The 24,585-nt window shown below is 63.5% G+C and carries 20 protein-coding genes and 1 tRNA gene; 6 read left to right on the top strand and 15 right to left on the bottom strand.

From position 1 onward, the window contains the following. Window positions 1-150: 150 nt before the first annotated feature. The 4 genes from JI59_RS18650 to efp all read right to left on the bottom strand — a co-directional run bounded on the left by JI59_RS18650 (window position 151) and on the right by efp (window position 3,245). Window positions 151-1,488 carry an amidohydrolase gene (locus JI59_RS18650; RefSeq protein WP_007011091.1) on the bottom strand — a complete coding sequence of 446 codons (1,338 nt, stop codon included), beginning with the start codon at window positions 1,486-1,488 and terminating at the stop codon, window positions 151-153. Between the two features lie 97 nt (window positions 1,489-1,585). Then, window positions 1,586-1,669: transfer RNA gene (locus JI59_RS18645), tRNA-Leu, on the bottom strand. 157 nt (window positions 1,670-1,826) lie between these two features. Then, window positions 1,827-2,648, bottom strand: coding sequence for an inositol monophosphatase family protein (locus JI59_RS18640; protein WP_007011092.1), 822 nt, complete (start codon window positions 2,646-2,648; stop codon window positions 1,827-1,829). A gap of 33 nt (window positions 2,649-2,681) precedes the next feature. Next, window positions 2,682-3,245 (bottom strand): elongation factor P, encoded by a 564-nt coding sequence (gene efp / locus JI59_RS18635; RefSeq protein WP_007011093.1) that lies wholly within the window; start codon window positions 3,243-3,245, stop codon window positions 2,682-2,684. 121 nt (window positions 3,246-3,366) lie between these two features. Here efp and JI59_RS18630 point away from each other — a divergent pair, with 121 nt between their 5' ends. Beyond that, complete coding sequence (locus JI59_RS18630; protein WP_038576610.1) at window positions 3,367-3,756, top strand: hypothetical protein; 390 nt, start codon at window positions 3,367-3,369, stop codon at window positions 3,754-3,756. A gap of 18 nt (window positions 3,757-3,774) precedes the next feature. On the opposite strand, the gene JI59_RS18625 is transcribed toward JI59_RS18630, so the two are convergent. The 6 genes from JI59_RS18625 to JI59_RS18600 form a co-directional block, all read right to left on the bottom strand. Further along, entirely contained in the window at window positions 3,775-4,089 is a 315-nt protein-coding gene (locus JI59_RS18625) for a hypothetical protein (RefSeq protein ID WP_007011095.1), read from the bottom strand. A 4-nt stretch (window positions 4,090-4,093) separates the two neighbouring features. After that, the gene (locus JI59_RS18620) at window positions 4,094-4,348 is read right to left on the bottom strand and encodes a MoaD/ThiS family protein (protein WP_007011096.1); all 255 of its coding nucleotides are present in this window, start codon (window positions 4,346-4,348) and stop codon (window positions 4,094-4,096) included. Between the two features lie 6 nt (window positions 4,349-4,354). After that, window positions 4,355-6,613 carry a xanthine dehydrogenase family protein molybdopterin-binding subunit gene (locus JI59_RS18615; protein ID WP_007011097.1) on the bottom strand — a complete coding sequence of 753 codons (2,259 nt, stop codon included), beginning with the start codon at window positions 6,611-6,613 and terminating at the stop codon, window positions 4,355-4,357. Then, window positions 6,610-7,098 carry a (2Fe-2S)-binding protein gene (locus tag JI59_RS18610; RefSeq protein WP_007011098.1) on the bottom strand — a complete coding sequence of 163 codons (489 nt, stop codon included), beginning with the start codon at window positions 7,096-7,098 and terminating at the stop codon, window positions 6,610-6,612. The genes JI59_RS18615 and JI59_RS18610 overlap by 4 nt, the downstream gene beginning before the upstream one ends. Then, on the bottom strand, window positions 7,095-7,964 hold the full coding sequence (locus JI59_RS18605) for an FAD binding domain-containing protein (protein ID WP_038577913.1): 870 nt from the start codon (window positions 7,962-7,964) through the stop codon (window positions 7,095-7,097). The genes JI59_RS18610 and JI59_RS18605 overlap by 4 nt, the downstream gene beginning before the upstream one ends. A 186-nt stretch (window positions 7,965-8,150) precedes the next feature. Beyond that, window positions 8,151-8,579, bottom strand: a complete 429-nt coding sequence (locus JI59_RS18600) for an organic hydroperoxide resistance protein (protein WP_007011101.1) — start codon at window positions 8,577-8,579, stop codon at window positions 8,151-8,153. A gap of 119 nt (window positions 8,580-8,698) precedes the next feature. On the opposite strand from JI59_RS18600, the gene JI59_RS18595 reads away from it, so the two are divergent. Next, window positions 8,699-9,163 carry a MarR family winged helix-turn-helix transcriptional regulator gene (locus JI59_RS18595; RefSeq protein WP_007011102.1) on the top strand — a complete coding sequence of 155 codons (465 nt, stop codon included), beginning with the start codon at window positions 8,699-8,701 and terminating at the stop codon, window positions 9,161-9,163. A gap of 51 nt (window positions 9,164-9,214) precedes the next feature. Here the strand turns inward: JI59_RS18595 and JI59_RS18590 are convergent, their stop codons facing one another. Both JI59_RS18590 and JI59_RS18585 read right to left on the bottom strand, forming a co-directional pair. Further along, window positions 9,215-11,746, bottom strand: a complete 2,532-nt coding sequence (locus tag JI59_RS18590) for a penicillin-binding protein 1A (RefSeq protein WP_038576606.1) — start codon at window positions 11,744-11,746, stop codon at window positions 9,215-9,217. Window positions 11,747-11,797: 51 nt separating this feature from the next. Further along, on the bottom strand, window positions 11,798-12,667 hold the full coding sequence (locus tag JI59_RS18585; RefSeq protein WP_007011105.1) for an N-acetylmuramoyl-L-alanine amidase family protein: 870 nt from the start codon (window positions 12,665-12,667) through the stop codon (window positions 11,798-11,800). Window positions 12,668-13,264: 597 nt separating this feature from the next. On the opposite strand from JI59_RS18585, the gene JI59_RS18580 reads away from it, so the two are divergent. After that, a complete protein-coding gene (locus JI59_RS18580; RefSeq protein WP_007011106.1) occupies window positions 13,265-16,114 on the top strand; it encodes an Rne/Rng family ribonuclease in 2,850 nt (949 codons plus the stop codon). A 90-nt stretch (window positions 16,115-16,204) separates the two neighbouring features. Here JI59_RS18580 and JI59_RS18575 read toward each other — a convergent pair whose 3' ends face one another. After that, a complete protein-coding gene (locus JI59_RS18575; protein ID WP_007011107.1) occupies window positions 16,205-16,921 on the bottom strand; it encodes an SDR family NAD(P)-dependent oxidoreductase in 717 nt (238 codons plus the stop codon). Between the two features lie 435 nt (window positions 16,922-17,356). Between JI59_RS18575 and JI59_RS18570 the strand changes: the two genes are divergently transcribed. From JI59_RS18570 to zapE, 3 genes are read left to right on the top strand one after another with little or no spacing between them, the layout of a single operon-like run. Further along, entirely contained in the window at window positions 17,357-18,139 is a 783-nt protein-coding gene (locus JI59_RS18570) for a succinate dehydrogenase iron-sulfur subunit (protein WP_007011108.1), read from the top strand. Window positions 18,140-18,159: 20 nt separating this feature from the next. Beyond that, the gene (locus JI59_RS18565) at window positions 18,160-18,618 is read left to right on the top strand and encodes a PaaI family thioesterase (RefSeq protein WP_007011109.1); all 459 of its coding nucleotides are present in this window, start codon (window positions 18,160-18,162) and stop codon (window positions 18,616-18,618) included. After that, window positions 18,615-19,730: a cell division protein ZapE gene (gene zapE, locus JI59_RS18560; RefSeq protein WP_007011110.1), complete on the top strand. Its 1,116-nt coding sequence runs from the start codon at window positions 18,615-18,617 to the stop codon at window positions 19,728-19,730. The genes JI59_RS18565 and zapE overlap by 4 nt, the downstream gene beginning before the upstream one ends. Window positions 19,731-20,150: 420 nt before the next feature. Here zapE and JI59_RS18555 read toward each other — a convergent pair whose 3' ends face one another. Both JI59_RS18555 and JI59_RS18550 read right to left on the bottom strand, forming a co-directional pair. After that, a complete protein-coding gene (locus JI59_RS18555) occupies window positions 20,151-22,454 on the bottom strand; it encodes an EAL domain-containing protein (RefSeq protein ID WP_007011111.1) in 2,304 nt (767 codons plus the stop codon). Window positions 22,455-22,683: 229 nt separating this feature from the next. After that, window positions 22,684-24,579 carry an XrtA/PEP-CTERM system amidotransferase gene (locus JI59_RS18550; protein ID WP_007011112.1) on the bottom strand — a complete coding sequence of 632 codons (1,896 nt, stop codon included), beginning with the start codon at window positions 24,577-24,579 and terminating at the stop codon, window positions 22,684-22,686. Window positions 24,580-24,585: the final 6 nt, after the last annotated feature.

Genomic DNA, 24,585 nt, shown 5'->3' with positions numbered 1-24,585 from the left:
TTAACGCCGCGCAGTGTCGGCGAAGATTACAGTGGCCCTTCCTCGAGGCCCCTCGCCCTGACTTGCCAGCGCCTGCTCCTGTGCCCGGAAACATCGGGCCGCGGCCGCGAAACCTTGGTTAACCGGCGCGGTCCCCGTGCCCGGCGCGCCCTACCTGGCCATCAACCGCAAGGCCGTGAGTGTCAGGGCCTGCGAACCTGCACCCACCACCTTGTCCGCCTCCGGCGCCCAGAACGGGCTGTGCAGCGAGGGAAGCGGCGCTCCGCCGGACTTAGCGGCAGCGATCTTTTCCGGCGATGAACCGCCGACCCAGAAGATGACCGACTTGATATGGTCTTCATCGGCCCGGCGGAACTCACCGAAGTCTTCCCCGCCCATCACAGGCGGGGTGAGCAGCGCCCGGTCCTTGCCCATCTTGTCCTGCAGGTAGGAGATCGCCTGCTCGGTGAACTCGGGCGAATTGTAGGTGGATCGGGTGTAGTTCTGCTTTACCGAAACCACCGGCATCAGGTCTTCGGGGATGCCGGAAGCAATCGCTTCGCCCTGGACGATGCGCTTGATGCCGGAAAGCAGCTTCTGGCGGGTCTCGTCCGAGAAACTGCGCACGGTGAGTTCCAGCTTGGCCTGGTCGGAAATGATGTTGTGCTTGGTGCCGGCATGGAACGAACCGACCGTGACAACCACCGGGTCGAGCGGGTCGCTTTCCCGGCTCGCCAATGTCTGAAGCTTCATCACGATGGCACTGGCCAGCACGATGGGATCCCTGGTGGTATGCGGATAGGCACCGTGACCGCCCACGCCCTTTACCAGGATGTCGACCGAATCGACATTGGCGAGAGCCCAGCCCTTGGCTGCGCCGACCACGCCCGAAGGCAGTTCGGGCGTATCGTGGAACGCCAGTGTGTAGTCGGGCTTCGCAAAGCGCGTGTAGAGACCGTCTTCCAGCATGGACGTGGCGCCGGTGCCGACTTCCTCGGCCGGTTGCCCGATCATGACCAGCGTGCCCGACCACTCGCCCTTGCGCGCTGCCATGAGCCGCGCGGTCTCTATCCAGGCGGTCATGTGCGTATCGTGGCCACAGGCATGCATGATGCCGCTCTCCACCCCTGCGGTTGAGACACCGCGCTCCTTCGAGGCGAAAGGCAATCCGGTCTGCTCGGTCACCGGAAGGCCGTCCATGTCGGCGCGAATCAGGACCGTCGGCCCCTCGCCGTTCTTCAGGACGGCGACGATACCCGTCTTGCCGACTTTCTCCGTCACCTCGAAACCGGCCTTGCGCGCCGCATCGGCCATGACCTTGGCGCTGCGCACTTCCTGGTAGCTGAGTTCGGGATGGGCATGGAGATCGCGGTAGATCGCCATGAGGCCCGGCATGTCCCGCGCGATCGAATCGGAAACAGGCTCCGCGGCGGCCGGCGTGACGCAAGTAGCCAGGGCGACGGAAACGAGGGGGCCGAGCGTTGCGGCCGTAAGCAGCGATTTCCTCATGAAGACAAGGCTATGGCTTGCCTACCAAAGTCGCAAGGGTCTTGGTTGGAAAAGCCATCCGGCCGCAGTTGCGTGGTCGCCGCGCGGAATTCCGCGGTGGTGCCCCTGGCCCGACTCGAACGGGCACGTCTTGCGACAAACGATTTTGAGTCGTTCGCGTCTACCATTCCGCCACAGGGGCACGGGATGAGCCGGCGACGCTTAGCCGCAGGTCTTGCAGCATTCAAGTACGCAGGTGCCTTGCGCCTTAACTAATTGCGAAAAAGGGCAAGCAGCATGGCGGCCGTTACTTGCACGGCCTGCCCGCTGCTTGCCCCTTGATCGATGTCCGGGACGGATCAGGCCTTGAGCGAGGTCACCAGGATCTTGTGCAGGCGCGTATGCAGCGCATCGTTGCCGGCCAGGACCTCACTGTCGCAGATCGGCAGCGAACGGCCCTTGTAGTCGGAAACGAAGCCGCCCGCCTCGCGTACGAGCAGGCAGCCGGCCGCCGTATCCCACGGGCTGAGATCGGATTCCCAGAACCCCTCGTAGCGGCCCGCGGCTACCCACGCGAGGTCGAGCGCGGCCGAACCGAAGCGGCGGATGCCCGCAACCTGCGGGGCAAGGCCGTGGTAGATCTTGGTCCACTCTCCGGCATCGCCCTTGTTGGCGAAGGGAATGCCCGTGGCGATCAGGCTCTCGTCGAGGTGACGACGCGAGGATACCCGCAAGCGGCGGTCGTGCAGCCAGGCGCCGCGCGACTTTTCCGCCCAGAAGCTCTCATCGGTGATCGGCTGGTAGACGATACCGGCGGTCACTTCGCCCCAGCCCCGGCCGTCGAGGCGCGGTTCCTGCACCGCGATCGAAACCGCGAAGTGCGGCATGCCGTGCAGGAAGTTCGTGGTACCGTCGAGCGGGTCGACGATGAAGCGCGGCTTGGTCGGGTCGCCCTCGATCTCGCCGGCTTCCTCGAACAGGAAACCCCAGTCCGGGCGCGCGGCCTTGAGCTCGTCCCAGATGGTGCGCTCGGCAGCCTGGTCGGCCTTGGACACGAAGTCCGAAGGCCCCTTGCGGCTCACCTGCAGGTGCTCGATTTCGCCGAAGTCACGGCGCAGGCGGGCGCCCGCCTTGCGGGCCGCCTTTTCCATGACGCGGATGAGACCGGAAATTGCGGCCATGTTTCTAACTACCTTGTACTTGCCGGGAAGGAATCAGTCCGCCTTGCGGACGTAGGCCTTCTCGTAGACGTCGACGACGATGCGGGTGCCGCTTTCGATGTGCGGCGGAACCATGACGCGCACGCCATTGTCGAGAACCGCCGGCTTGTAGCTCGACGAAGCGGTCTGGCCCTTCACCACGGCGTCGGCCTCGACGATGATGGCCTCGACCTGCTCGGGAAGCTGCACGGAGATCGGGCGCTCTTCCCAAAGCTCGAGAAGAACCTGCATGCCGTCCTGCAGGAACGCGGCGGCATCGCCGAGCAGGTCGGCGGGGAGCTGGATCTGCTCGTAGCTCTCGATGTCCATGAACACCAACTGGTCGCCTTCGGCGTAGAGGAACTGGAAGTCCTTGGTGTCGAGGCGAACCTTCTCGACCGTGTCGGCGCTGCGGAAGCGCACGTTGGTCTTGCGGCCATCGATGAGGTTCTTCATCTCGACCTGCATGAAGGCACCGCCCTTGCCCGGCTGGGTGTGCTGCGTCTTCGCAACTTTCCAGATGCCGTTTTCGTATTCGAGAATGTTGCCGGGACGAATGTCGACGCCGCTGATCTTCATGGGTTGATGCCTTCGATGGGAAAGAGCCTGGTTCCGGCCCACGCGTGGCCGGGAAAGGATGCGCCCTTAGCGAAGCTCGGTCCTTGTGGCAATTGCTTCGCGCCGATGCTAGCCGGTTGCCATGAAACACGCACCCGGAATCGTCGCCGGCCTGGTGGCCGCCTGCACCCTTGCTGCATGTGCGAGCGCCGAGACCCCTCCGCCCCCGGTGCCAGGCGGCCCGGTGGGCACGCTCACGCTTGGCAACTACACCTGCGAACTGCCCGGCGATGCCAGCGGCCCCAGGGGCAAGGAACTGCCCGACTATGCCTTCCGGGTGGTCAATGCTTCCAATTACAAGGCGAGCGGTGTGCGCGGCAGCTATCTTTATACCGGAGACCGGGTGGTGATGACCGGCGGCAAGCTCAAGGGACTGAAGTTCCGCCGCGTCTCGACCGGATTCCTGCGCCAGGTCGACGATGCCGGCAAGGAGATGGAAATGCGCTGCGTCCTGACCTCGCGCGCATTCTGAACCGGCAGCGAGCGGAAGTCACGAACCCGTCAGCGTCGCCTCGTCCCAGACGAGGAAATCGACCGCCTGCGATACCAGTTCAAGGACGACTCCGTCTGCGTTCGTGAACTGCGCGGGCCCGGCGGGAGACAGGCGAGCCTTGTCGCCAAGCAGGGAAAGCAGTTCGTCACGGCGCTCCTGCGAAAGTGCAGCCCCGCGTGCCAGGACCACGCCGTGATTGCCGAAAAGGTCCCGGAAGTGAAACGCCTCGGACGGACCGAAAGGCCGGGACAAGTCGCTCAGGATCTCGACGCCGAAGGGCTCCATCCGGGTGAACTGCAAGGTCACGCCCATGATCCTACCCTCCCCCGACGCGCGGCAACACGATCACTTCGCTGGCATCGGCGAGTGGACGGGTCCAGTCGGTTTCGAGCACGCCATCGACCGCGAGATGCACGCGCGCCCCGGCGATCCTCGCGAAGCCGGCCGCTTGCGCGTCGAGCTTCTCGACAAGCTCGAAGAGATTTCCCGCATCGATCGACAGCCGCTCGGCACCGAAGAACTCCTTGTCGAAGGGCGGCATGATCACGATGCGCAAGGGCGAGGCACTCACCTGCGCTCACCTGTCGCCATGAAGCGCGGCATGGACCTTGTCCGGCGACATCGGCAGCGAACGCATCCGCTTGCCGGTGGCGGCGTGCACCGCGTTGGCAACGGCGGCGAGCGGCGGCACGATCGGCACTTCGCCCACACCTTTTACCCCGTAGGGGTGCTCGGGATTGGGCACTTCGACCATGACCGTGTCGATCATCGGCATGTCCGATGCGACCGGCATGCGATAATCGAGGAAGCCCGGATTTTCGAGCTTGCCATCCTTGTTGTAGATGTAAGTCTCGTTCAGTGCCCAGCCGATGCCCTGGGCAACGCCGCCCTGGATCTGGCCTTCGACATAGTCGGCATGGATCGCGCGTCCGACATCCTGCACGGCGGTGTAGCGCACGACTGCGACATGGCCGGTTTCCGGATCGACCTCAACGTCACAGATATGGAATCCGAAGCCCGGCAGCCAGCCCTTGGCGCTCAACGCCGAAGTTACGGCAATCGGTCCGCCCGAGTGCAGTGAACTGCCGGCGATCTGCGCCGCGCTCATCTTCTCGCCCTGCTTTTCGCCGGCGATGCACACAGCATGGCCCTCGCGCCATTCGACATTCTCGTCGGCAACCTGCCAGGTTCGCGCGGCGCGCTCGCACATGAGGCGCTTCACGTCCCTGGCTGCTTCGACCGTGGCCATGCCTGTCGCAAAAGTGGTACGGCTGCCTACCGTGACGAAAGACACCCCGATCGACGCCGTGTCGGCCACGATGCAGCGGACCTGCTCGTACGGAACCTCCAGTACTTCTGCTGCCATGATCGCCATCGAGGCGCGGCTGCCGCCGATGTCCGGGCTGCCGGTTGCAACAGTGAACGTGCCGTCCTCGGCGACACTGAGATTGACGGTGGAAGGACCACCGAAATTGCCCCAGTAACCGCCGGCGATGCCGCGCCCCTGGTTGGGGCCGAGCGGCGCGGACCAGTGTGGATGGGCCTTGGCGGCCTCCAGGCACTGCACCCAGCCGATCTCGCCCCAGGGCAGGCCCGAAGTCTGCAGGTCGCCCGGCCGGGCCGCATTCCTGAGACGCAGTTCGAGAGGGTCCATGCCGAGCTTGATCGCGAGTTCGTCGATCGCGCTTTCGACTGCGAAATTGACCTGCGGCGCCCCCGGCGAGCGGTAGGCCTTTGCAGCAGGCCGGTTGCACAGCACCTGGATGCCGGAAAGCCGTGTATTGGCGATACGGTAGTGGCCAACGGCGCTGGCGACGCCAGCCCCGGCATCGTTCGCGGCAAAGGCACCCGAATGATACTTGAAGATCACCTCGGCAGCGACAAGCGTCCCGTCCGCTTCCGCCCCGAGGCGCACATCGATGACGGCACCTGGCGCGGGCCCCGTGGCCCGGAAGACATCTTCGCGGCTCATCCCCAGGCGCACCGGCCGGCCCGACTTGCGCGAGAGAATCATCGCCACCGGCTCCAGGTAAACAGTAGTCTTGCCCCCGAACCCGCCGCCGATTTCCAGCGGCATCACGCGAATGTCCGACTGCGCCATTGCCAGCACCGATGCCGTGAGCGAGCGGATCATGAAGTGCCCCTGGCTCGAACACCAGATCTGGGCCTGGCCATCTGCGTTCCACGAAGCGACGCAGGCATGGGGCTCGATATAGCCCTGGTGCACCGGCTCCATTGTGTAGTGCCCCTTGACGACGGCCGCAGCACCGGCAAGCGCGGCCTCCACGTCGCCCTTGCCCATTGTCACCTCCATGGCAACGTTCGAGGGCTTCTCCTCCGAGCGCCCCTCGGCAGGTTCCCGGATGAGCGGCGCATCGTCGGCCAGCGCTTCATCCAGCCCGAGGACATGCGGCAGGACCTCGTAGTCAACCGCGATCAGCGCCGCTGCCTCACGCGCGATTTCCGGTGTGATCGCCGCCACCGCCGCGACCGCATGGCCTTCGTAGAGGACTTTGTCGAAGGCGAGGCAGTTGTGCGAGATATCGACGATGTCGGACGCACCCTCGCCCACGTGCATGACAAGCGATTCCAGCGTCGGCAGGTCCTTGCCCGTTGCCACGGCCTTGACGCCGCTCAACTTCTCGGCGGCGCGCGTATCGATCGACACGATGCGGGCATGGGGATGCGGGCTGCGCAGGATCGCGCCCCAGAGCATGCCCGGCGCCTTGAAGTCTGTTCCGTAAAGGGCCTTGCCGGTAACCTTGTCGACCCCGTCCGGGCGAACCGGGCGCGTGCCGACATGGCGGAATGTCTGGATCTTGTCGGGCGCGTTCATGCAGGCGTCCTTTCCTGGCGCAGTTCTGCCGCAGCATCCATGACCGCACGGACGATCTTGTCGTAGCCGGTGCAGCGGCACAGGTTGCCCGCAAGCCAGTAGCGCACTTCGGTCTCGGTCGGATTCGGATTACGATCGAGCAGCGACTTGGCGGCAACGATGAACCCGGGCGTGCAGAAACCACACTGGAGCGCGGCATGCTCGAGGAATTTCTGCTGGACGGGATGCAGCACCGAACCTTCGGCCACGCCCTCGATCGTGGCGACGGTGCGTCCTTCCGCCTCGGCTGCGAGGACAAGGCAGGAGCAGACCATTTCGCCGTCGAGCTCAACCGTGCAGGCCCCGCAGTCGCCCGAGCCGCAGCCTTCCTTGGAACCCGTCAGGTGGAGCGTATCGCGAAGGACATCGAGCAGCGAAGCGCCGGGATCGCAGAGGAATTGCGTGGCATCGCCGTTGACCGTGGAATTGACGTGAATTCTGTTCATGCCTTCGCTCCTGCGCGCTGGGCAGCAATCTGCACGGTGCGTTTGGCGAGAACACCGGCCATCGCCTTGCGATAGGCCACGGTCCCGCGCTTGTCGTCGATCGGGGCGCAGGCCGCCGTCACGGCCTCCACCATGGATGCGAGCGCGTCATCTTCGAGCCTGGTTCCCACCAGCGCCGCGCCGGCAGCCTCGACCAGGACGACGGTCGGCGCGACCGCGCCGAGCGCTATGCTGGCCGCCGTGCAGGTCCCATCGGCATCGAGTTCTATGTTCGCGCCGACACCGACGACGGCAATGTCCATCTCCGTGCGCGGGATGGAGCGCAGGTAGGCATCGGCCGCGCGCGTACCGCGAACCGGGAGGCGGAACTCGACGACGAACTCGCCGGATGCCAGTGAAGTCCTGCCCGGAGAGACGGGAATGTCCTGCACAGCAACCTCGCGCATGCCCGCAGGCCCGGCGACCACGCAGCTAGCTCCGGCTGCGACGAGAGCCGGGACGCTGTCTGCAGCGGGTGATGCATTGCACAAGTTGCCGGCCATGGTCGCGCGGTTGCGGACCTGCACCGAGCCGATCAGGTTCGCCGCCTCGACGACGCCCGGCCAGGCGGCGCACAGATCGGCATCATTCTTGAGCGCAGTGCACGGCGTTGCCGCGCCGATCACGAAAGCATCGCCTTCGCGCCGCACGCCGGAGAGGCTCGCAATCCGCTTGAGGTCGACGACCGCGCTTGGAGCGATCCGGCCCGAGCGCATCTGCACGATCAGATCGGTTCCGCCGCTGAGCGGCCGCGCGGTGGGATCGCCGGACAGGAGTGCAACAGCGCCCTCGACGGTATCGGGCGCATGAAAGGCTGGTGACGGCATCGAATTCCCCTGCCGGTGGATCAAGTCGGGCACAAGGTCGTGGCCGCAAAGGGAATAGTCAACCGAAGGGCAGGAATATTGGCCGACCTCCAAAGGGACCGGTCGCCCCTTCCCGGCGCAATCCGCCATGATTGAAAAAGGCCGAGCGACCTTCGCCGCCCGGCCCTTTCACTTGCGCTGGTGCCATCAGGCGACGGCGAGGGTCACCTCGATATTGCCGCGCGTAGCATGGCTGTAGGGGCATACCGCGTCCGCTTCCGCAACGAGCGCTTCGACGGCGCTGCGATCCACGCCCGGCATGCTTACTTCAAGCGCGACGGTCAGGCCAAAGCCCTTGTCGCTGCGCGGTCCGATGCCGACCGTGGCATTGACGCTGGCGTCGGCGGGAACGGCCGGAAGGTCCTTGTCCTGCGAGGCGACAAACTTCATCGCGCTGAGAAAGCACGCGGCAAAGCCGGATGCGAAGAGCTGTTCGGGATTGTTGCCGTCGCCGTTGCCGCCCAATTCCCTGGGCGTTCCCAACTTCACCGAGAAGCTGCCGTCGTCGGTTTCGGCCTTGGCGTCGCGCCCGCCGGTGGCCGTTGCACTGGTCTTGTAAAGAGCATTGATGGACATTGCTGGGTTCCTTTCTCTGATTATATATCGCACGATTAACTCGTATGCGATTTAAATGAGATGGACGACGCGATTCGTCAAGGATTGCGATTAAATCGCGCGCAAATTATATTGGCTCCATGTCCAAGGAACCGCGCCTGCCACAGCCGACCGCCGCCGATCCCTTTGCGGATTTTCTCTGCTTTTCGGTGTACTCGACAGGCCTGGCGTTCAACCGCCTCTACAAGCCCCTGCTCGATCGCTACGGTCTGACGTATCTGCAGTATCTTGCACTGATCGCCCTCGCCCTGCGCGGCGAGCAGACTGTCAGCGAATTGGGCGAGAGCCTGTTCCTGGAATCAAGCACGGTCACACCGCTGATCAAGCGCCTGGAAGCGGCGGGAACAGTCACCCGGCGCCGCGACACGCGCGACGAGCGCGTCGTGCGCGTGTCGCTGACCGATCAGGGCATGACGATCCTCCAAGAGGCGCGCTGCGTCCCTTTGGAAGTGATGGAAGCCACAGGCACCCCGCCCGAACAGCTTCAACAGCTCAACGAACAGCTCAAGGCCCTGCGCAGCAAACTCGTTGCGAAACCTGGCTGATCCACGCCCGGGCGGCAGCGCGCCGAACGGGCGCGCCGCCATTCCCGCAGCCTAGTACACCCCGCCCTGCTCTTCGGCGAAGTCGCGAGCCTCGCTGGTGGCTGCGGCAGCATCGGAACGGGCCTGACGGGCCTCGCGGATTTCCGATACCAGCGCATCGCGGCGGCGGGTGAATTCGTCCTCGGCAGTGTACTGCCGCGGTTCGGTGTCGGGCTTGAAGGCTTCCCAGATCACCGAGGCCTTGGGCTCGTTGGTCGGCTCTACGCCCATGACCTTCTTGCCGGTCACACGGTCGATGCGAACCATGCGGATGCCAGCGGGCGCGACAAAGGGCTGGTCGCTCCAGCGCGAGCGCGTGTCGAGCACAACGTCCTTGAAGATCGGCGCGGCAATCCGGCCACCCTGCGCATAACCGCCCAGCGAACGGGGATTGTCGTAACCGACATAGACGCCGCCCACGTAGTCCTGATTGCCGCCCATGAACCACACGTCGGTCGGGCCGTTGGTGGTGCCGGTCTTGCCGAAGAGCGGCAGGTTGAGGTCGCGCAGGCGCACGGCGGTGCCACGGATGACGACGCCCTCGAGCATGTGGATCACCTGGTATGCAGTGTCCGCGTCGAGCACCTGCTTGCCCTTGCGCTTGATGCGCGGCATCGGCTTGCCGTCCCATTCAGCCATGTTGCACGTATCGCAGCGGCGCTTGTCTGCATTCCAGATCACCTTGCCATTGCGGTCCTGCACGTAGTCGATGACTGTCGAGGGGAACTGCACGCCATTGTTGGCAAGCGCCGAATAGGCATTGGCCATGCGCGCCACCGTCGTCTCGCCCGCGCCAAGCGCGAAGGAAAGATACGGCTTGTAGTCGCCGATCCCGACATTGTGGAAAGTGCGGATGACGCGCGGCATGCCGGTATCGTTGGCGATGCGCACGGTCATGAGGTTGCGCGACTGCTCAAGGCCCCAACGCATCGTGTGGCTGCCCGAACCGCCCTCGTTGCCGAAGTTGCGGAAGCACTTGTCGCCCAGCCCCGCGCCCTGGAAGACGCAGAACGTACCGTCGAGCACCTGGGTTGCCGGGGTCATCCCGTATTGCAGCGCGGTCGCATAGACGAAGGGCTTGATCGTCGAGCCCGGCTGGCGCTCGGCCTGGGTGGCGCGGTTGAACGAACCCAGCCCGGAATCGAAGCCGCCCTGCATGGCAAGAACGCGCCCGGACCAGGGCTGCTCCATGACCATGCCGCCCGAAACCTCGGGGATGGTACGTACGGCGTAAGTGCCTGAAGATACGGGTTCAGCCGCGACGAAATCGCCGACTTTGGCCTTGTCAGGAATATTGGTCAGGGCGAAGGTGTTGCCATCGGAAAAACCGATCTGGCCATTGCCGTCGTCCAGGCCGAGAATGACGCCGACTTTCCAGTTCTTGTAGTCGATCGTCTTGTTCGACACGATGAGCTGGGTCTGCCAGCTGTCCATGTCCTTGATGTGGGCGATCGGGCCGGTCCAGCCGCGGTTGCCGTGATAGCTCAGCAGACCCTTGCGCAGCGCGGCGCGCACCGAATCCTGCAGCTGGGTGTCGAGCGAGGTGCGCACCCACAGGCCGCCGGCGTAGACGCTGTTGGGGCCGTCCTCGGCCTTCTCGCCATAGCGGTCGATCAGGCGGCGGCGAACTTCCTCGATGAAGTAGCCATTGCCCGGGTCGTAATTGGTTCCGCGCTGAGTAACCAGGCCAAGCGGCTCGGCCTTGGCCTTCTCTGCGTCTTCCTTGCTTGCCCAGCCATTGCGGACCATCTGGTCCAGCACCCAGTTGCGCCGCTCAAGCGCGCGCTCGGCATGCTTCTTGCGGCCGTAGACTTCCGGCGCGCGCGGCAGGATCGCAAGGAAAGCCGACTGGCTGAGCGTCAGCTCATCGACGTCCTTGTCGAAATAAGCGCGAGAGGCGGCCTGCACGCCGAACGAACGACGGCCCAGCGGGATCTCGTTGAGATAGAGCTCGAGGATCTGCTGCTTGGTCAGCACGCCTTCGATGCGGCGGGCCAGCACCATTTCCTTCAGCTTGCGGGTGACCGAGTACTCGTCGCCAATCAGAATGTTCTTGGCGACCTGCTGGGTGATAGTCGAGCCACCCTTGGCGCGCTCACCGCTGCCGTACTTGGCGATGTAGTCGACCACCGCGCCCGCAAAGCCGCCGAAATCGACGCCGCCATGGGTCCAGAACGTGCGGTCCTCCGCCGAGAGGAAGGCGTTCACCAACGGACGCGGAAAATCGACGAAGCGCAGCTGCACGCGCCGTTCGCGCGCGTAACTGTAGACGATCTCGCCATCGAGGCCGCGCACCATGGTCGGCAGCGGCGGCTGGTACTCGAGCAGCTTGTTCGCGTCCGGCAGGTCGCGCGTCAGGAAAATCCAGAAACCGATCAGACCGATCAGGCCGACGACGCACAAATAGGCGAAGCGGCGCACCCAGTTGCTGGTGCGCCAGAGCTGGCGGACTACGGAGAGCCCTCCCGACGCTTCCCTGCGGATCCGGAAAGTGAAGTCTTCAGGCGGCTGCTGGCTGCCCTGCTCGTTCGTCTCGTCGGTCATTGCGCCAGCCCTCTAGCATGAGCCTTCGGCGATATGCCAGATATCACGCGCCTAGAGCGCCGCTTTCCTGGCGAAAAAGGCACGGATCGCCCGTGACGTGGCGCCGGCGATCGTGCGCTGCCCCTGTTTCGAGCCGAGGAACTGCGCATCGTCCACATTGTTGATGTATCCGGTTTCGAGCAGGATCGAGGGAATGTCGGGCGCCTTGAGCACGGCCAGCGCAGCGGTTTCGACATGGTCGCGATGCAGGCCGATATGAGCCTCCTGCAATTCGCGCAGAAGGAGCCCGGCAATTTCGCTCGAACTGGCCTGGGTATCGCGCTGCGACAGGTCGAGGAGGATCTTGCCGACATCGGAATCGATCCCGGATAACGGCACGCCGTTCACCTTGATCGAGGTACTGTCGGTCGCGGCAAAGCGGCGGGCTGCCTCGTCGGAGCCCTTTTCAGACAGGACGTAGACGCTCGCCCCGCGCGCGGTGTCGTTCTCGGCGCTGTCGGCATGAATCGAAACGAACAGGTCAGCACCCAGGCGCCGGGCGATATCGGGGCGGTCGGCGAGGGCGATGAAACGGTCGTTGTCTCGCGTAAGCGCCACGCGCACGCCGCCGCCTTCCAGAAGACGGTCCCGCACGGCCAGCGCGATCTGCAGGGCAACGCTCTTTTCCTTCAGCGCCCCCTGCCCCGCGCCCGGATCGAAGCCGCCATGTCCGGCATCGATCACCACCAGCGGACGGCTGGCATCGGGCGGCCCTTCGACCCTGGGCAGGTCGACCGGGGTATCGATGGCGGGCATGTCGAAGCGGATTACATGGTGCCGGGCGCCGACGGGGCGCTCCAGTTCGCGGTGGATCACATAAGCCGCCAGCGCCAGCGAGAGCGGCACGGACAGGAAAACAATCAGGCGAACGACCCGCGACATGGCCGAGTGACTAAGTGCCGGGCCGCGCCTCGACAATCCTTTGCCTGCGCACTTCCCACGGAATTCGGAAAGAAATCCGTAACCATGACTGTGTCAGATCTCTGTCAGGCAAGTAACTTGCCGTGCAAGGCCATGAATGCTAGGCCAATCCGACCCGGGGCGAGAATGCTTCGGTCCTTGCAATCCGGACAAGCGCCACGAAATGGTGCCGGACAGGACCGACAGCGACGAAGCTCCGGCCGTCAAAGCCGGAAATTGTTCCGGATCCTAACAGGTTGACGCGAGACATGAGAAGCCAATTGCCGCCTTGCCAGCCGACGCCCCCGAGGGCGTGGGCGGTCTGGTCGCAATTCAACGCGTGTACGATTTCGCCACGCGGCCTTCCTCTCGCAGACACGCTCACCGCTTTCGAAGCGGATGTAACGATAGCCGCAAACGGGGCGCTGGATTGCCCCGACTTCATTCTTACCCACGCCCGGAAACCGAAGAGCCACGCCGAGATCGGCCATGCCTTCGGCAACGCACCGGGCTTTTTCGAACAGAATCGCGCCACCTCGGCTGATCCGGCCGGGACGAGGCGCGCTTGGAGATCACATAATGGCAACGCGCATGCTCATCGATGCGCGCCACCCGGAAGAAACGCGGGTGGCGGTACTCAAGGGAAATCGCATTGAAGAGTTCGATTTCGAATCGACCGAACGCAAGCAGATAAAAGGCAACATCTACCTCGCGAAGGTGACCCGTGTGGAACCTTCGCTGCAGGCTGCCTTCGTCGACTTCGGAGGAAACCGTCACGGCTTCCTCGCCTTCAGCGAAATTCATCCCGACTACTACCAGATTCCGAAGGAAGACCGCGAAGCGCTTCTGGCCGAAGAAGCGGCCCATGCCGAAGAAGAAGCCGCCCTGCGCGCCCGTGACGGCGACGATGAGGACGACGACGAGAACGGCAACGACGGCGAAGACTTCGACGATGGCGGCCTTACCGAAGTCGACACATCCGAAAAGGACGAAGTCGCCACCATCGAGGATGGCAACGTCGAGAACGGCTTCGACCACGGCAGCGAGGAAGAAGGCGAAACGTCGGAAGACGAGCACGGCGGTTCGCGCCGTCGCGGTCGCCGCCGCCAGGGCAAGGGCCGTTCGAAGGAAGCCGACGAACTGCGCGCCAAGCGCATCGCCCTGCGCCGCCGCTACAAGATCCAGGACGTCATCCACCGGCGCCAGGTCCTGCTGGTGCAGGTCGTCAAGGAAGAGCGCGGCAACAAGGGCGCGGCGCTGACCACGTACCTCAGCCTTGCTGGCCGTTACTGCGTGCTCATGCCGAACTCGAGCCACGGCGGCGGCATCAGCCGCAAGATCAGCTCGGCCTCGGACCGCAAGCGCCTCAAGTCGATCATTGCAGAGCTTGAGCTGCCGCGTTCAATGGGCTGCATCGTGCGCACCGCCGGCCTCCAGCGCACCAAGACCGAGATCAAGCGCGACTTCGATTACCTCGCGCGTCTCTGGGACGAACTGCGCGAAAAGACGCTCGGCTCGGCCGCTCCCTCGCTGATCCATTCGGACAGCGACCTCGTGAAGCGCGCGATCCGCGACATTTACAATCGCGAGATCGAGGAAGTCGTGGTCGAGGGCGAGGAAGGCTACCGCGCCGCCAAGGACTTCATGAAGCTGCTCATGCCCAGCCATGCGCGGCGGGTGAAGCCCTATTCCGACCCGGTTCCTCTGTTCCAGCGCTATGGCGCCGAAGACCAGCTTACCGCGATGTACGACCCTGTCGTGCAGCTTCGCTCGGGCGGCTACATCGTCATCAACCCGACCGAAGCGCTCGTTTCGATCGACATCAACTCGGGCCGCGCCACCAAGGAGCACGGTATCGAGCAGACGGCGGTCGCCACCAATCTCGAAGCGGCCCAGGAAATCGCCCGTCAGTTGCGCCTGCGCGACATGGCCGGACTCGTCGTGATCGACTTCATCGACATGGAGTACGGCTCCAACGTCCGCAAGGTCGAGAAGGCGATGAAGGACGCGCTCAAGAACGACCGGGCACGCATCCAGGTCGGTCGCATCTCCAGCTTCGGCCTGATGGAAATGAGCCGCCAGCGCCTGCGCACCGGCGTTCTGGAAGCGACCACCCGCTCCTGCCCGCATTGCGACGGTACCGGCCTCGTGCGTACCGCCAGCTCGGCAGGTCTCTCGGCGCTGCGCCTGATCGAGGACGAAGCGGCCAAGGGCAAGGGCGTGGTCGTCTCGCTCTTCGCGTCGACCGAGGCTGCGGTCTATCTGCTCAATGCCAAGCGCACAGACCTTGCCGACATCGAGGCTCGCTACGGCGTGGCAGTCGAAGTCATTCCGGAAGGCGAGAACGAAGGCGCCAAGATGCGCGTCATCTCGTCGGGGCCGCGCAACGAGTTCGTGCCCCGCTTCGAGCCGATCGCCGTCGAGGTCGAGGATGACGACATCCCTGAGGATGACGAGGACGAGATCGAGCGCGAGGACGCAGAAGCCCGCTCCGAGGGCGAAGGCCGCCGCAAGCGTCGCCGTCGCCGTCGGGGTCGCAATCGCGACCGTCGTGACGAGCAGTCAGGCGACGAAAGCGCCGAAACCGAAGCCTCCGAGAGCGCCGAAAACGACAACGAGGGCGAAGAAACCTTCGCCGGCGGTGACGATGAGGAAGGCGATGCGCCCCGCAAGCGCCGCCGCCGTGGCGGTCGCCGCAGGCGCGGACGCCGCGGCGACGAGGCAGGCGAGCAGACCGAGGGTGAAGCCGGCGACGACAGCCAGGGTTCGCACGAGGATGCAGACGTTGCCGAGGCTCCTGCCGAAGCCGAAGCTCCGATCGAGGCCACTCCGGTAGCCGAGGCCGAGCCTGAGGTTGAGGAGGCTCCCAAGCCGAAGAAGCGCACGCGCCGCAAGAAGGCCGAGCCTAGGCCCGAAGCAGCCGAAGCCGCAGTTGAGGAAGCGCCTGAAGCAGTCGCTGCCGAAGCTCCGGCCGAGGAAACTCCGGTTGCCGAGGAAGCGCCGGCCAAGCCCAAGCGCACCCGCCGCAAGAAGGCCGAGCCCAAGCCCGAAGCCGAAGCGGCCGAGGCTCCCGCTGAGGATGCCCCTGCTGCCGAGGAAGCGCCGGCCAAGCCCAAGCGCACGCGACGCAAGAAGGCCGAGCCCAAGCCCGAAGCCGAAGTGGTGGAAGCAGCCGCAGAGGACGCCCCTGCCGCCGAGGAAGCTCCGGCAAAGCCCAAGCGCACCCGTCGCAAGAAGGCCGAGCCCAAGCCCGCCGAGGAAGCAGGGCCGGTCGCAGTTGAGGCCGCTGCGCCTGAAGCGGCGCCCGTCGAAGCCGCCCCTGCCGGCGAGGAAGTGACTGCGGACGCATCGTCAGGTGACGAAGCAGCCAATGACGAGAGCGCCGAGCGCCCGCGTCGAGGCTGGTGGCAGCGCACGTTCGGCGAATAAGCCCAACCGACAGAAAAAGCCCCGCAGCGCCATTGCGTGCTGCGGGGCTTTTTCTTTTTTGCGGGTCCGTGGACCGAGCCAGCTATCCCATCAGAACGGGATCGACTGACCGTCCCACGCGAAAAACCCGCCGCTATCGGCAGGTCCGAGTCCATCGATTACGGTCAGCAGACTTTGCGCAGCCTGCGCGGCATCGGTTACCTGGCCAGTGGGCAGGTTACGCTGATAGGGCCGTGAAAGCAGCGTATCCACGGTGCCGGGATGGAGCGAAACGATCACGCTTTCGCGGTGGGTGCGCCCAAATTCGATAGCGAAATTGCGGATCAGCATGTTCAGTGCCGCCTTCGAGGCCCGATAGCTGTGCCAACCGCCCAGGCGATTGTCCGCAATCGAACCCACTTTCGCTGAAATGGCCGCAAAGACACTGCGCTTGTCCCTTGGGAGCAGCGGCAGCACATGGCGCGCAACCATGGCCGGGGCAATCGTATTGAGCGCGAAGAGCTGCGCCATCCTTGCCTGGTCCAGTTTTCGATAGGACCGTTCGGGCCCTGCCCCGTCGGCAAAGTCGAGCGCCCCGCTGGCAACGATCACGAGGTCAGGCGGCCCTTCCCGCTCCATGCGGTGTGCAGCCTCGGCAATTGCGCCTTCGTCGGTCACATCACAGGCAAGAGGGACGATCTTGCCGCCAAGCGCCAGGGACTTTCGACTGGCGGCATAGACCCGCTCGACATCGCTACGCGCGGCGAGCGCTTCGACGAGCGCCGAACCGATTCCGCCGCCGGCACCGAAGATACAGGCGCATGTCATCTGAATCGCTCCTTGCTCATTCCTGCGAAAACCGGCTGATCATGCCACCATCTACGCCGCAGGTTCGCTGCGGTCCCCGGCATGGAAGCGGACCGGCCAAGGTTCGGCATCCCGCCCTCAAAGCACGGCGAAAGGCCCTCATCAGCAGCAAAACTGCCGCGATTCGCATAAATAAGCCATCATCCTGATGACAAATCGCGTAGGCGGAATCAGGTCCTGGGATGCCCCAAACCCACCTCCGCGGTCCTAAATTCGACTATTTATATATATATTACAATGACTTAGTTAAATTTCGGCACCAGCCATTCCCGCCACCAAGCCCCCTACCCAAACAGCAGGACCTGTCATTCTGGCCCCTTGCCCCGGGCCGCTGAATCGCTAGAGGGGTCTGCAGAAGCGGTTCATGCCGCAATGCGAGATCACGGGGATTCTTTCATGGCGACCTTCACCCTCCCGGCCAACAGCAAGATCAAGAAGCAGGGCAACGTCCACAAGGCGGAAGGCGCAACGCGCGTGAAGAAATTCACCGTCTATCGCTACGATCCGGATTCGGGCGAAAACCCGCGTTACGACACGTTCGAAATCGACCTCGACAACTGCGGCCCGATGGTCCTCGACGCGCTCATCAAGATGAAGAGCGAACAGGATCCTTCGCTGACCTTCCGCCGCTCTTGCCGCGAAGGCATCTGCGGTTCGTGCGCGATGAACATGAACGGCTCGAACGGTCTTGCCTGCACCACGGCAATCGAGGACCTCAAGGGCGACATCCGCATCACTCCGTTGCCGCACATGGAAGTGATCAAGGACCTCGTTCCCGACTTCACCCACTTCTACGCGCAGTACGCCTCGATCCGGCCCTGGCTGCAGACCGTCTCGACCACGCCTTCGGGCAAGGAGCGCCTGCAGAGCCCCGAGCAGCGTGAAAAGCTGGACGGCCTCTACGAGTGCATCCTGTGCGCCTGCTGCTCGACGTCGTGCCCGAGCTACTGGTGGAACTCCGACAAGTTTCTCGGCCCGGCAATCCTGCTCCAGGCCTATCGCTGGCTGGCCGACAGCCGCGACGAGATGACCGGCGAGCGTCTGGACGAACTGGAAGATCCCTTCCGCCTCTACCGCTGCCACACGATCATGAACTGCGCCAACGTGTGCCCCAAGGGCCTCTCGCCGGCGCGCGCCATCGCCGAAATCAAAAAGATGCAGGCGGAGCGCCAGGTCTGATCCTCGCGGTCTGAGCCGAGGTGGAACCTACCAGCGCATTCATCCACGAGCCCGATCCGGAAAACCCGGGCTGGCATACGTGGGACATGGCCGACCAGGATCGCTTCAACCCTGTTGTGATGGGCAAGATGCTTTTGCGACAGGAAGGCGACCGGGCGGCGCGGCTGCGCATGCGCAACACCACGACCAGGCATGCAAACCTGCACGGCGCGCTCCACGGCGCCGTGATCCTCGGGCTGATCGATATTTCCCTGTTCGCAACCGTTCACCAGGTGGTCGGCGGCAATGCCGCTGCCTCCGTAACGCTGGACCTGTCCACGCAGTTCGTGGGCAGCGGACGCCTCGGTGCCCCGCTGGATGCGATCTGCGAAGTCATGAAGGAAACCGGCCGCCTGTTCTTCCTTCGCGGAAATCTTGAACAGGACGGCGAACTGATCGCTTCCTACATGGGCACCTTGCGGAAACCGTCTGCGCGATGACCGGCATGCTGAACCGTTACGAGGCGCTCGTCGCCACGGGCGAACTCCGTGTCGACCCGGAGCAGGCAGCGGCTGCCGAACGCCTCGATCGCCTCCAGCGAGAGATGTACAAGGCACGCTCGTCCACGGGCCTGATCGGACGCCTGCTCGGCAAGAAGCCCCTGCCCCCGCGCGGTGTGTATATGTGGGGCGGCGTCGGCCGCGGAAAGTCGATGCTGATGGACCTGTTCCACCAGACGCTCGACATTACCGAGAAAAAGCGCGTCCACTTCCATGCCTTCATGCTCGATGTGCACGCCCTGCTGCGCGACGAACGAAAGAATGAAACCGGCGATCCGATCCCGCCGGTCGCAGCCCAGATCGCACGCAACGTCCAGTGCCTCGCCTTCGACGAGATGGTCGTCAACAATTCCGCCGACGCCATGATCATGAGCCGCCTGTTTACGCATCTGATCGTGAACGAAGGCGTGACGATCGTCACCACGTCCAACCGGGCCCCATCTCAGCTCTACAAGGACGGCCTGAACCGCGAACACTTCCTGCCCTTCATCGATCTGATCGAGCAGGAACTGGACGTGATGACGTTGAATGGCCCCACCGACTATCGGCTGGCCCGTCTGGGCGGCATGCCGACCTGGCACATGCCGCTCGGTGAACCGACGACGCAGCAGGCACGCGAGGCCTTCTATCGCCTGACGGACTATCCGCCCGAAGATGCCGAGCACGTGCCTTCGACCGAGATCGACGTTGGTGGTGGTCGCACTCTTTTCGTGCCCAAGAGCCTGAAGGGTGTCGGCGTGTTCAGTTTCAAACGGCTGTGCAGCGAAGCACGCGGCGCGTCCGACTATCTTGCCATTGCCCGCGCCTATCACACGGTGATCGTCGTCGGCATCCCGAAAATGGGGCCGGACCGTCGCAACGAAGCCGCCCGGTTCGTGACGCTGATCGATGCGCTGTATGAAAACAAGGTCAAGCTGATCGTCGCTGCCGACGCCGCTCCCGAGGAGCTTTACGAAGCCGGCTCCGGCCGCTTCGAATTCGAGCGCACGGTCAGCCGTCTTAACGAAATGCAGAGCGCGGATTATCTTGCGCTCGGCCATGGCGAAAGCTGAATTCGTTAACGAATTCGACCGTTCGACCTCTTCAATTCGTTAACGAATCCCGAATCGGGACACATGTGAGTCGCAAGGATCGGGTCATCAGCCAGGTCCTGCGAGCATCGCGCGAGACGCGCCCAGCCAAAGCCCAAATATCAAAAGCGCCCTGAGCCAACGCGGCCAGAGCGCTTCGTCACGGATTTAAATATATCCGTTAAATACCTGATTCAGAGCGATAAATGCTGAGAAACCGGTATCGAAAGACGCCGCGACCTGCCGAGACATTTACTCCCGAAGAGGTCGCTGACTGTCCGATTTTTAGCGACCGAAGCCGCCCCAAAGCCAGCTGTACATTGTATTTCCCCATGTGAACCGCCGCGTTTTTTGCGGCTGCCCATATGGATAACAATGAGTTAAGATGTCAGCAAGACTTTTTTAACCATTCATTCGGGCCTGCTTCCTTTCGATATTATCGATCAGATCAGGAAATGGCACCGGACGACTGACGTAGTAGCCCTGGATGGTGTCGCATCCCATGCCCTTGAGAATCTCGAGCGCGGTCCCGGTTTCCACCCCTTCAGCAACGACAATGCGATCGAGTGAATGGGCCATTTCGATGATCGACTGGACGAGCAGGTAGTCCTCCTTGTTCGCTTCCATGGCCTGGATGAAGACCTTGTCGATCTTAACCTCTGCGGCCGGGAGGTAGCGCAAGTAGTCGATCGTCGCATTGCCCGTGCCGAAATCATCGATCGACAAGCGCAGCCCGGACTGGACCAGGCGCTGGAGCATCTGGAACGTTCGCGAACTGCGATCGAGACGATCGGTCTCGGTGATTTCCAGGACCAGCTTCTCCGGCGGCAGACCGTGCGCGGCGAGAATCTCTGAAATCATTCCCGGAAGGCCCGGATTGCGCAGCAATTGCGCCGAAATGTTGACCGACATCGAGAAGTCGTAGCCCAGCCGCGCGAGGTTGACGGCAGAACGCACCGCTTCGTTGACGACGAAGCGGGTTATGCGTTCGATCCGGTGGAATTCCTCGGCAATGCGGATGAACTTGTCCGGGCTGATCGGTCCACGTTCCGGGTGCGTCCAGCGCACCAACGCCTCAGCACCGGCAATGCGATTGGACTTCACGTCGAGCTTGGGCTGATAGGCGACCCAGACTTCGCCATTGTCGATAGCGCGATCGAGCTGGGTCAGAAGCGAAAGTTCCCACTGCGCCTCATGACGGCGGCTATCGTGCTGATAGACGAGTTCGTCGTTGCGAACCGCTTCCTCTGCCGACTGCATCGCGCTTGCGACGCGGCTGGAGACCGTCCGGTCGAACTCGGAATCGATGCCGCAGTTGAAGGAGAGATCGATATCCATGCCGCTGACCTGGATGCCGTTCTGAACGATGCGATGCAGGCCTTCGAGGTTTTCGAAAAGATCGAAAGTGCTGCGGATGTTCGACAGCCACAGGAACATGCCGCTTTCATGATAGACGGTCACGTCGTGATCGCTGATGCGGATACGCCGCACGATTTCATGCGCGACTTGCGCCTCCACGTGCTCGGCAAAGCTGCCGATTATGGCTCCGTAATTGCGTATCTTCAGAGCAACCAGGATCTTGGTCGACATCGCGTCGAAATTGCGCAGTGCCTGCACACTCGGGAGCCCCGAGCCCGCATTGGTCTCGCCCGCGACCTCCACGCGATCGAGGTTACGCATGCGGAAGACCGCCACGGCGGCAACGGCAAGCGCAGGAAATATATCCACTTTGATGTTTACATAATTCAGCACAAATGGCGCCGCGATCAGGACCAGCGCTAGACCCGAAAAGCGATAAACGTCGAAGACGCGACCACGTCCAAAGCCGGAAATCACAATGGCGCAAACAAGCAGGAATGGTGGAATCCAGCCCACATCCATCGGCAATCCGCGCTTTAGTGTCTCAGCCGCGATAGCATGGAAATAGCCGCCTGGTGCGTACCCCTGCCCGCCGGGCAACGGATGAATGTCGTTATATGCGATCGACCCGGGTGCAATGATGACATCCTTCCCGGCGACGTTCGATTTCTCGAAGTCTCCGCGAAGCACATCTATGTAGCTGCTGGTGGGTATTGTCCGATAGTCGATCGAATAGTCGGGCTGAAAAAGGAGATCGGGCCCTTGCTCCACCCCTGCGATTGCAGCCGGCAAACTAGGAATTACCCCAATCGCACTATTCGACGAATACGGCCAACTTACATTGAGGTTGAAGGGATGATGCAAGGCCAGGGCGGACACCACCTTGGCATTCTCCCTGAAAGTCACGGACGGCAAAACGCTTGCGTGATTACCGCCTGCGCCGTCGCTGCTGGGCATGGCACTGAGAAAGACCTGCCCGGGGTGCTTCTTCAGCACATCGACGAATTGCTTATTACCGTTGTCAGAATCGTCGTAACGCAACCCACGATCGAAGAAAACGCGCTTTGCGCCAGCCGCGAAGAGCGCTGCGGTCACTTTGGCGTCTTCAGCCCTAGTCACATCAATGGCACCAAGCTCGTCGAGCGTTCGACTGTCTTGGAGAACGAGCGCAATTTCGCCGTTCGAGGGATGGCGCCGTAAATAATCGCGTATACTGCCAATCACATCCTCGACCGGCAGGCCGACACCCGAAACGCCGCACAGAACGCCGGTCAGCGTCGCCCAGAAGACGATGCGGAAGCGGGCATTGCTCCAGAACTTGCGGAAACGGGCCTTGAGATCGGTCATTTCGGCCTCACCCTTGGTGCCGACGCATCAACGGACGGCAGATACGCGTCAGCGCTGCGGGAATCGCCCGCTTTTTCCGCCCGAAAATCGTAGACCTTGACCTTCATACACGTCCTTCGATGACGCTTCTCAGGGATGGCCTAGAGTAAATGTCCTAAGATTGGGTGTAGTTAATTCCCGGCTTTTACACAGGCAGGAATACACCGTTTCGTCCAGCACGCAGGCGGGTTCAGGCAATACCCAACTTGGTAAATGCCTTCTCAAGCATCAGCAACTGCCAGAGCAGCCGGGAATTGTCCGAAGTTCCCGCCAGATGCGCATCGACCAGGCCCGACAGGCGGCGGCTGTCGAACCAGCCGGTTCGTGCCAGCTGGGCACTGGAACAGGCATCCCGGGCCACCTGGGCGAGCGGACCGCGAAACCACTGGGCAATCGGCGTCACGAAGCCCTGCTTGGGGCGATAAAGGATGTCGTCCGGCAGGAATCGCCGCATCGTGCGCTTCATCAGCCACTTGCCCTGCCCGCTGCGCACGCGCATCGATTCGGGCAGGCTGGCGGCGAATTCGATCAACCGGTGATCGAGCAAGGGCTCGCGCGCTTCAAGGCTGACCGCCATGCTCGTGCGGTCGACCTTGGTCAGGATATCCCCCGGAAGCCACGACTTGAGGTCGGCATATTGCGCGCGGTCCAGCCCCGAGCGCGCGGGCGCGCCGCGCATCAGTTCCAGCAGCGGTGTCTCGGCCCGGTAGTCCCCGCGAAGTCGCAGGTACTCCGGGGAATAGAGGCTTTCGCGCAGTTCCGGCGAAGTGAAGCCGATCGCACGCGCATAGCCCTCGGCGGAATCGCCCGCGAGCGAAAGCAGCGTCGTCTTTGCCCGCAGGGGCCGCGGCGCCCAGTCAGCCTTGGGATAGATCGCACCCAGCGTTCCGAACACCGGACCGCGCACCGATTGCGGCAGAAGCGCGCGAACGCGATCCTCGCCATGCTGGAAAAGATGCCGGCGATAACCGGCAAGCGCCTCGTCCGCGCCGTCACCGGACAGAGCGACTGTCACGCTTTCGCGTGCAAGCTGGCACACCCGCCAAGTCGGCAGCGCCGAAGCATCGGCGAATGGCTCGTCGAACATGCCCGCCAGCGTATCGATCATCCCGAAGTCGTCCGGGGAGACCTGCCGAGCCTGGTGATCGGTGCCGTAACGCTCCGCGACCTGGCTGGCGTATGCTGTCTCGTCGAGCGCGGCGACGTCGAAACCGATGGAACAGGTGCGCACGGCCTGCGAAGAGGCCTCCGCCATCAGGGCCACCACGCTCGAGCTGTCGACGCCGCCTGAAAGGAATGCCCCGAGCGGGACGTCGGCCACCATGCGCGAAGTCACCGCCTGCCGCATCAGGTGCAGCAACTCGGCCTCTAGGTCCTCAACCCTCCCCTTGCGCCGCTCGGCGAAGGAGACGTCCCAGTACTGCCGGGGCGCGGGCAACGACTTGCCATGCTGCAGAAGCAGCGAATGGCCCGCGGGCAGCTTCATGACCCCTTTGATCATCGAGCGACTGTCCGGCACGTAGCCCCAGGCCAGGTAATCCTCCACGGCCAAGGGATCGACATCCCGCCGCAGCAGGGGATGCGCCAGCAGCGCCTTGAGTTCCGAACCGAAGACGAGGCTGCCGTCGCTCAATGGCGCCATGAACAGGGGCTTCACGCCCAGTCGGTCCCGGGCCAGGAAAAGCGTGCGCGCCTCGCAGTCGTAGATCGCGAAAGCGAACATGCCGTGCAGGCGGCTGACGCATTCGGGGCCCCAGCGCTGCCATGCAGCAAGAATGACCTCGCTGTCGCCGTCGGTATGGAACATCGCGCCGGTCTTGCGCAGTTCCTGGCGCAGCTCGCGGTAGTTGTAGATCTCGCCGTTGAAGACCAGCATCGCGCGGCCATCGCTGGAAGCCATTGGCTGTGGAGAGCCGGCAAGATCGATGATCGACAGGCGTCGATGCCCCAGCCCTACGCCCGGCGCCGTCCAAACCCCGTGCCCGTCAGGCCCGCGATGGACCATCGCATCGCACATCGCCTCGACCCTGGCGGGGTCGACGGGCTTTGGCGTTTCAAGATGATAGATTCCGGCAATGCCGCACATGCACTC

This window comes from Novosphingobium pentaromativorans US6-1, from assembly GCF_000767465.1.
GTDB classification, from domain to species: domain Bacteria; phylum Pseudomonadota; class Alphaproteobacteria; order Sphingomonadales; family Sphingomonadaceae; genus Novosphingobium; species Novosphingobium pentaromativorans.
Note: the sequence above shows the minus strand (reverse complement) of the source record. Positions and strands in the feature narration are given on the sequence as shown.

What these genes read in the sequence shown, in the direction of transcription:
- JI59_RS18625 (WP_007011095.1), bottom strand. Translation starts at nt 4,089, where the DNA reads ATGGGCGTGACCTTGCAGTTCACCCGGATGGAGCCCTTCGGCGTCGAG.
- JI59_RS18585 (WP_007011105.1), bottom strand. Translation starts at nt 12,667, where the DNA reads ATGTCGCGGGTCGTTCGCCTGATTGTTTTCCTGTCCGTGCCGCTCTCG.
- JI59_RS18575 (WP_007011107.1), bottom strand. Translation starts at nt 16,921, where the DNA reads ATGACATGCGCCTGTATCTTCGGTGCCGGCGGCGGAATCGGTTCGGCG.
- JI59_RS18570 (WP_007011108.1), top strand. Translation starts at nt 17,357, where the DNA reads ATGGCGACCTTCACCCTCCCGGCCAACAGCAAGATCAAGAAGCAGGGC.
- JI59_RS18550 (WP_007011112.1), bottom strand. Translation starts at nt 24,579, where the DNA reads ATGTGCGGCATTGCCGGAATCTATCATCTTGAAACGCCAAAGCCCGTC.
- JI59_RS18630 (WP_038576610.1), top strand. Translation starts at nt 3,367, where the DNA reads ATGAAACACGCACCCGGAATCGTCGCCGGCCTGGTGGCCGCCTGCACC.
- JI59_RS18650 (WP_007011091.1), bottom strand. Translation starts at nt 1,488, where the DNA reads ATGAGGAAATCGCTGCTTACGGCCGCAACGCTCGGCCCCCTCGTTTCC.
- JI59_RS18615 (WP_007011097.1), bottom strand. Translation starts at nt 6,613, where the DNA reads ATGAACGCGCCCGACAAGATCCAGACATTCCGCCATGTCGGCACGCGC.
- JI59_RS18590 (WP_038576606.1), bottom strand. Translation starts at nt 11,746, where the DNA reads ATGACCGACGAGACGAACGAGCAGGGCAGCCAGCAGCCGCCTGAAGAC.
- JI59_RS18605 (WP_038577913.1), bottom strand. Translation starts at nt 7,964, where the DNA reads ATGCCGTCACCAGCCTTTCATGCGCCCGATACCGTCGAGGGCGCTGTT.
- JI59_RS18610 (WP_007011098.1), bottom strand. Translation starts at nt 7,098, where the DNA reads ATGAACAGAATTCACGTCAATTCCACGGTCAACGGCGATGCCACGCAA.
- JI59_RS18600 (WP_007011101.1), bottom strand. Translation starts at nt 8,579, where the DNA reads ATGTCCATCAATGCTCTTTACAAGACCAGTGCAACGGCCACCGGCGGG.
- JI59_RS18555 (WP_007011111.1), bottom strand. Translation starts at nt 22,454, where the DNA reads ATGACCGATCTCAAGGCCCGTTTCCGCAAGTTCTGGAGCAATGCCCGC.
- JI59_RS18640 (WP_007011092.1), bottom strand. Translation starts at nt 2,648, where the DNA reads ATGGCCGCAATTTCCGGTCTCATCCGCGTCATGGAAAAGGCGGCCCGC.
- efp (WP_007011093.1), bottom strand. Translation starts at nt 3,245, where the DNA reads ATGAAGATCAGCGGCGTCGACATTCGTCCCGGCAACATTCTCGAATAC.
- JI59_RS18580 (WP_007011106.1), top strand. Translation starts at nt 13,265, where the DNA reads ATGGCAACGCGCATGCTCATCGATGCGCGCCACCCGGAAGAAACGCGG.
- JI59_RS18595 (WP_007011102.1), top strand. Translation starts at nt 8,699, where the DNA reads ATGTCCAAGGAACCGCGCCTGCCACAGCCGACCGCCGCCGATCCCTTT.
- zapE (WP_007011110.1), top strand. Translation starts at nt 18,615, where the DNA reads ATGACCGGCATGCTGAACCGTTACGAGGCGCTCGTCGCCACGGGCGAA.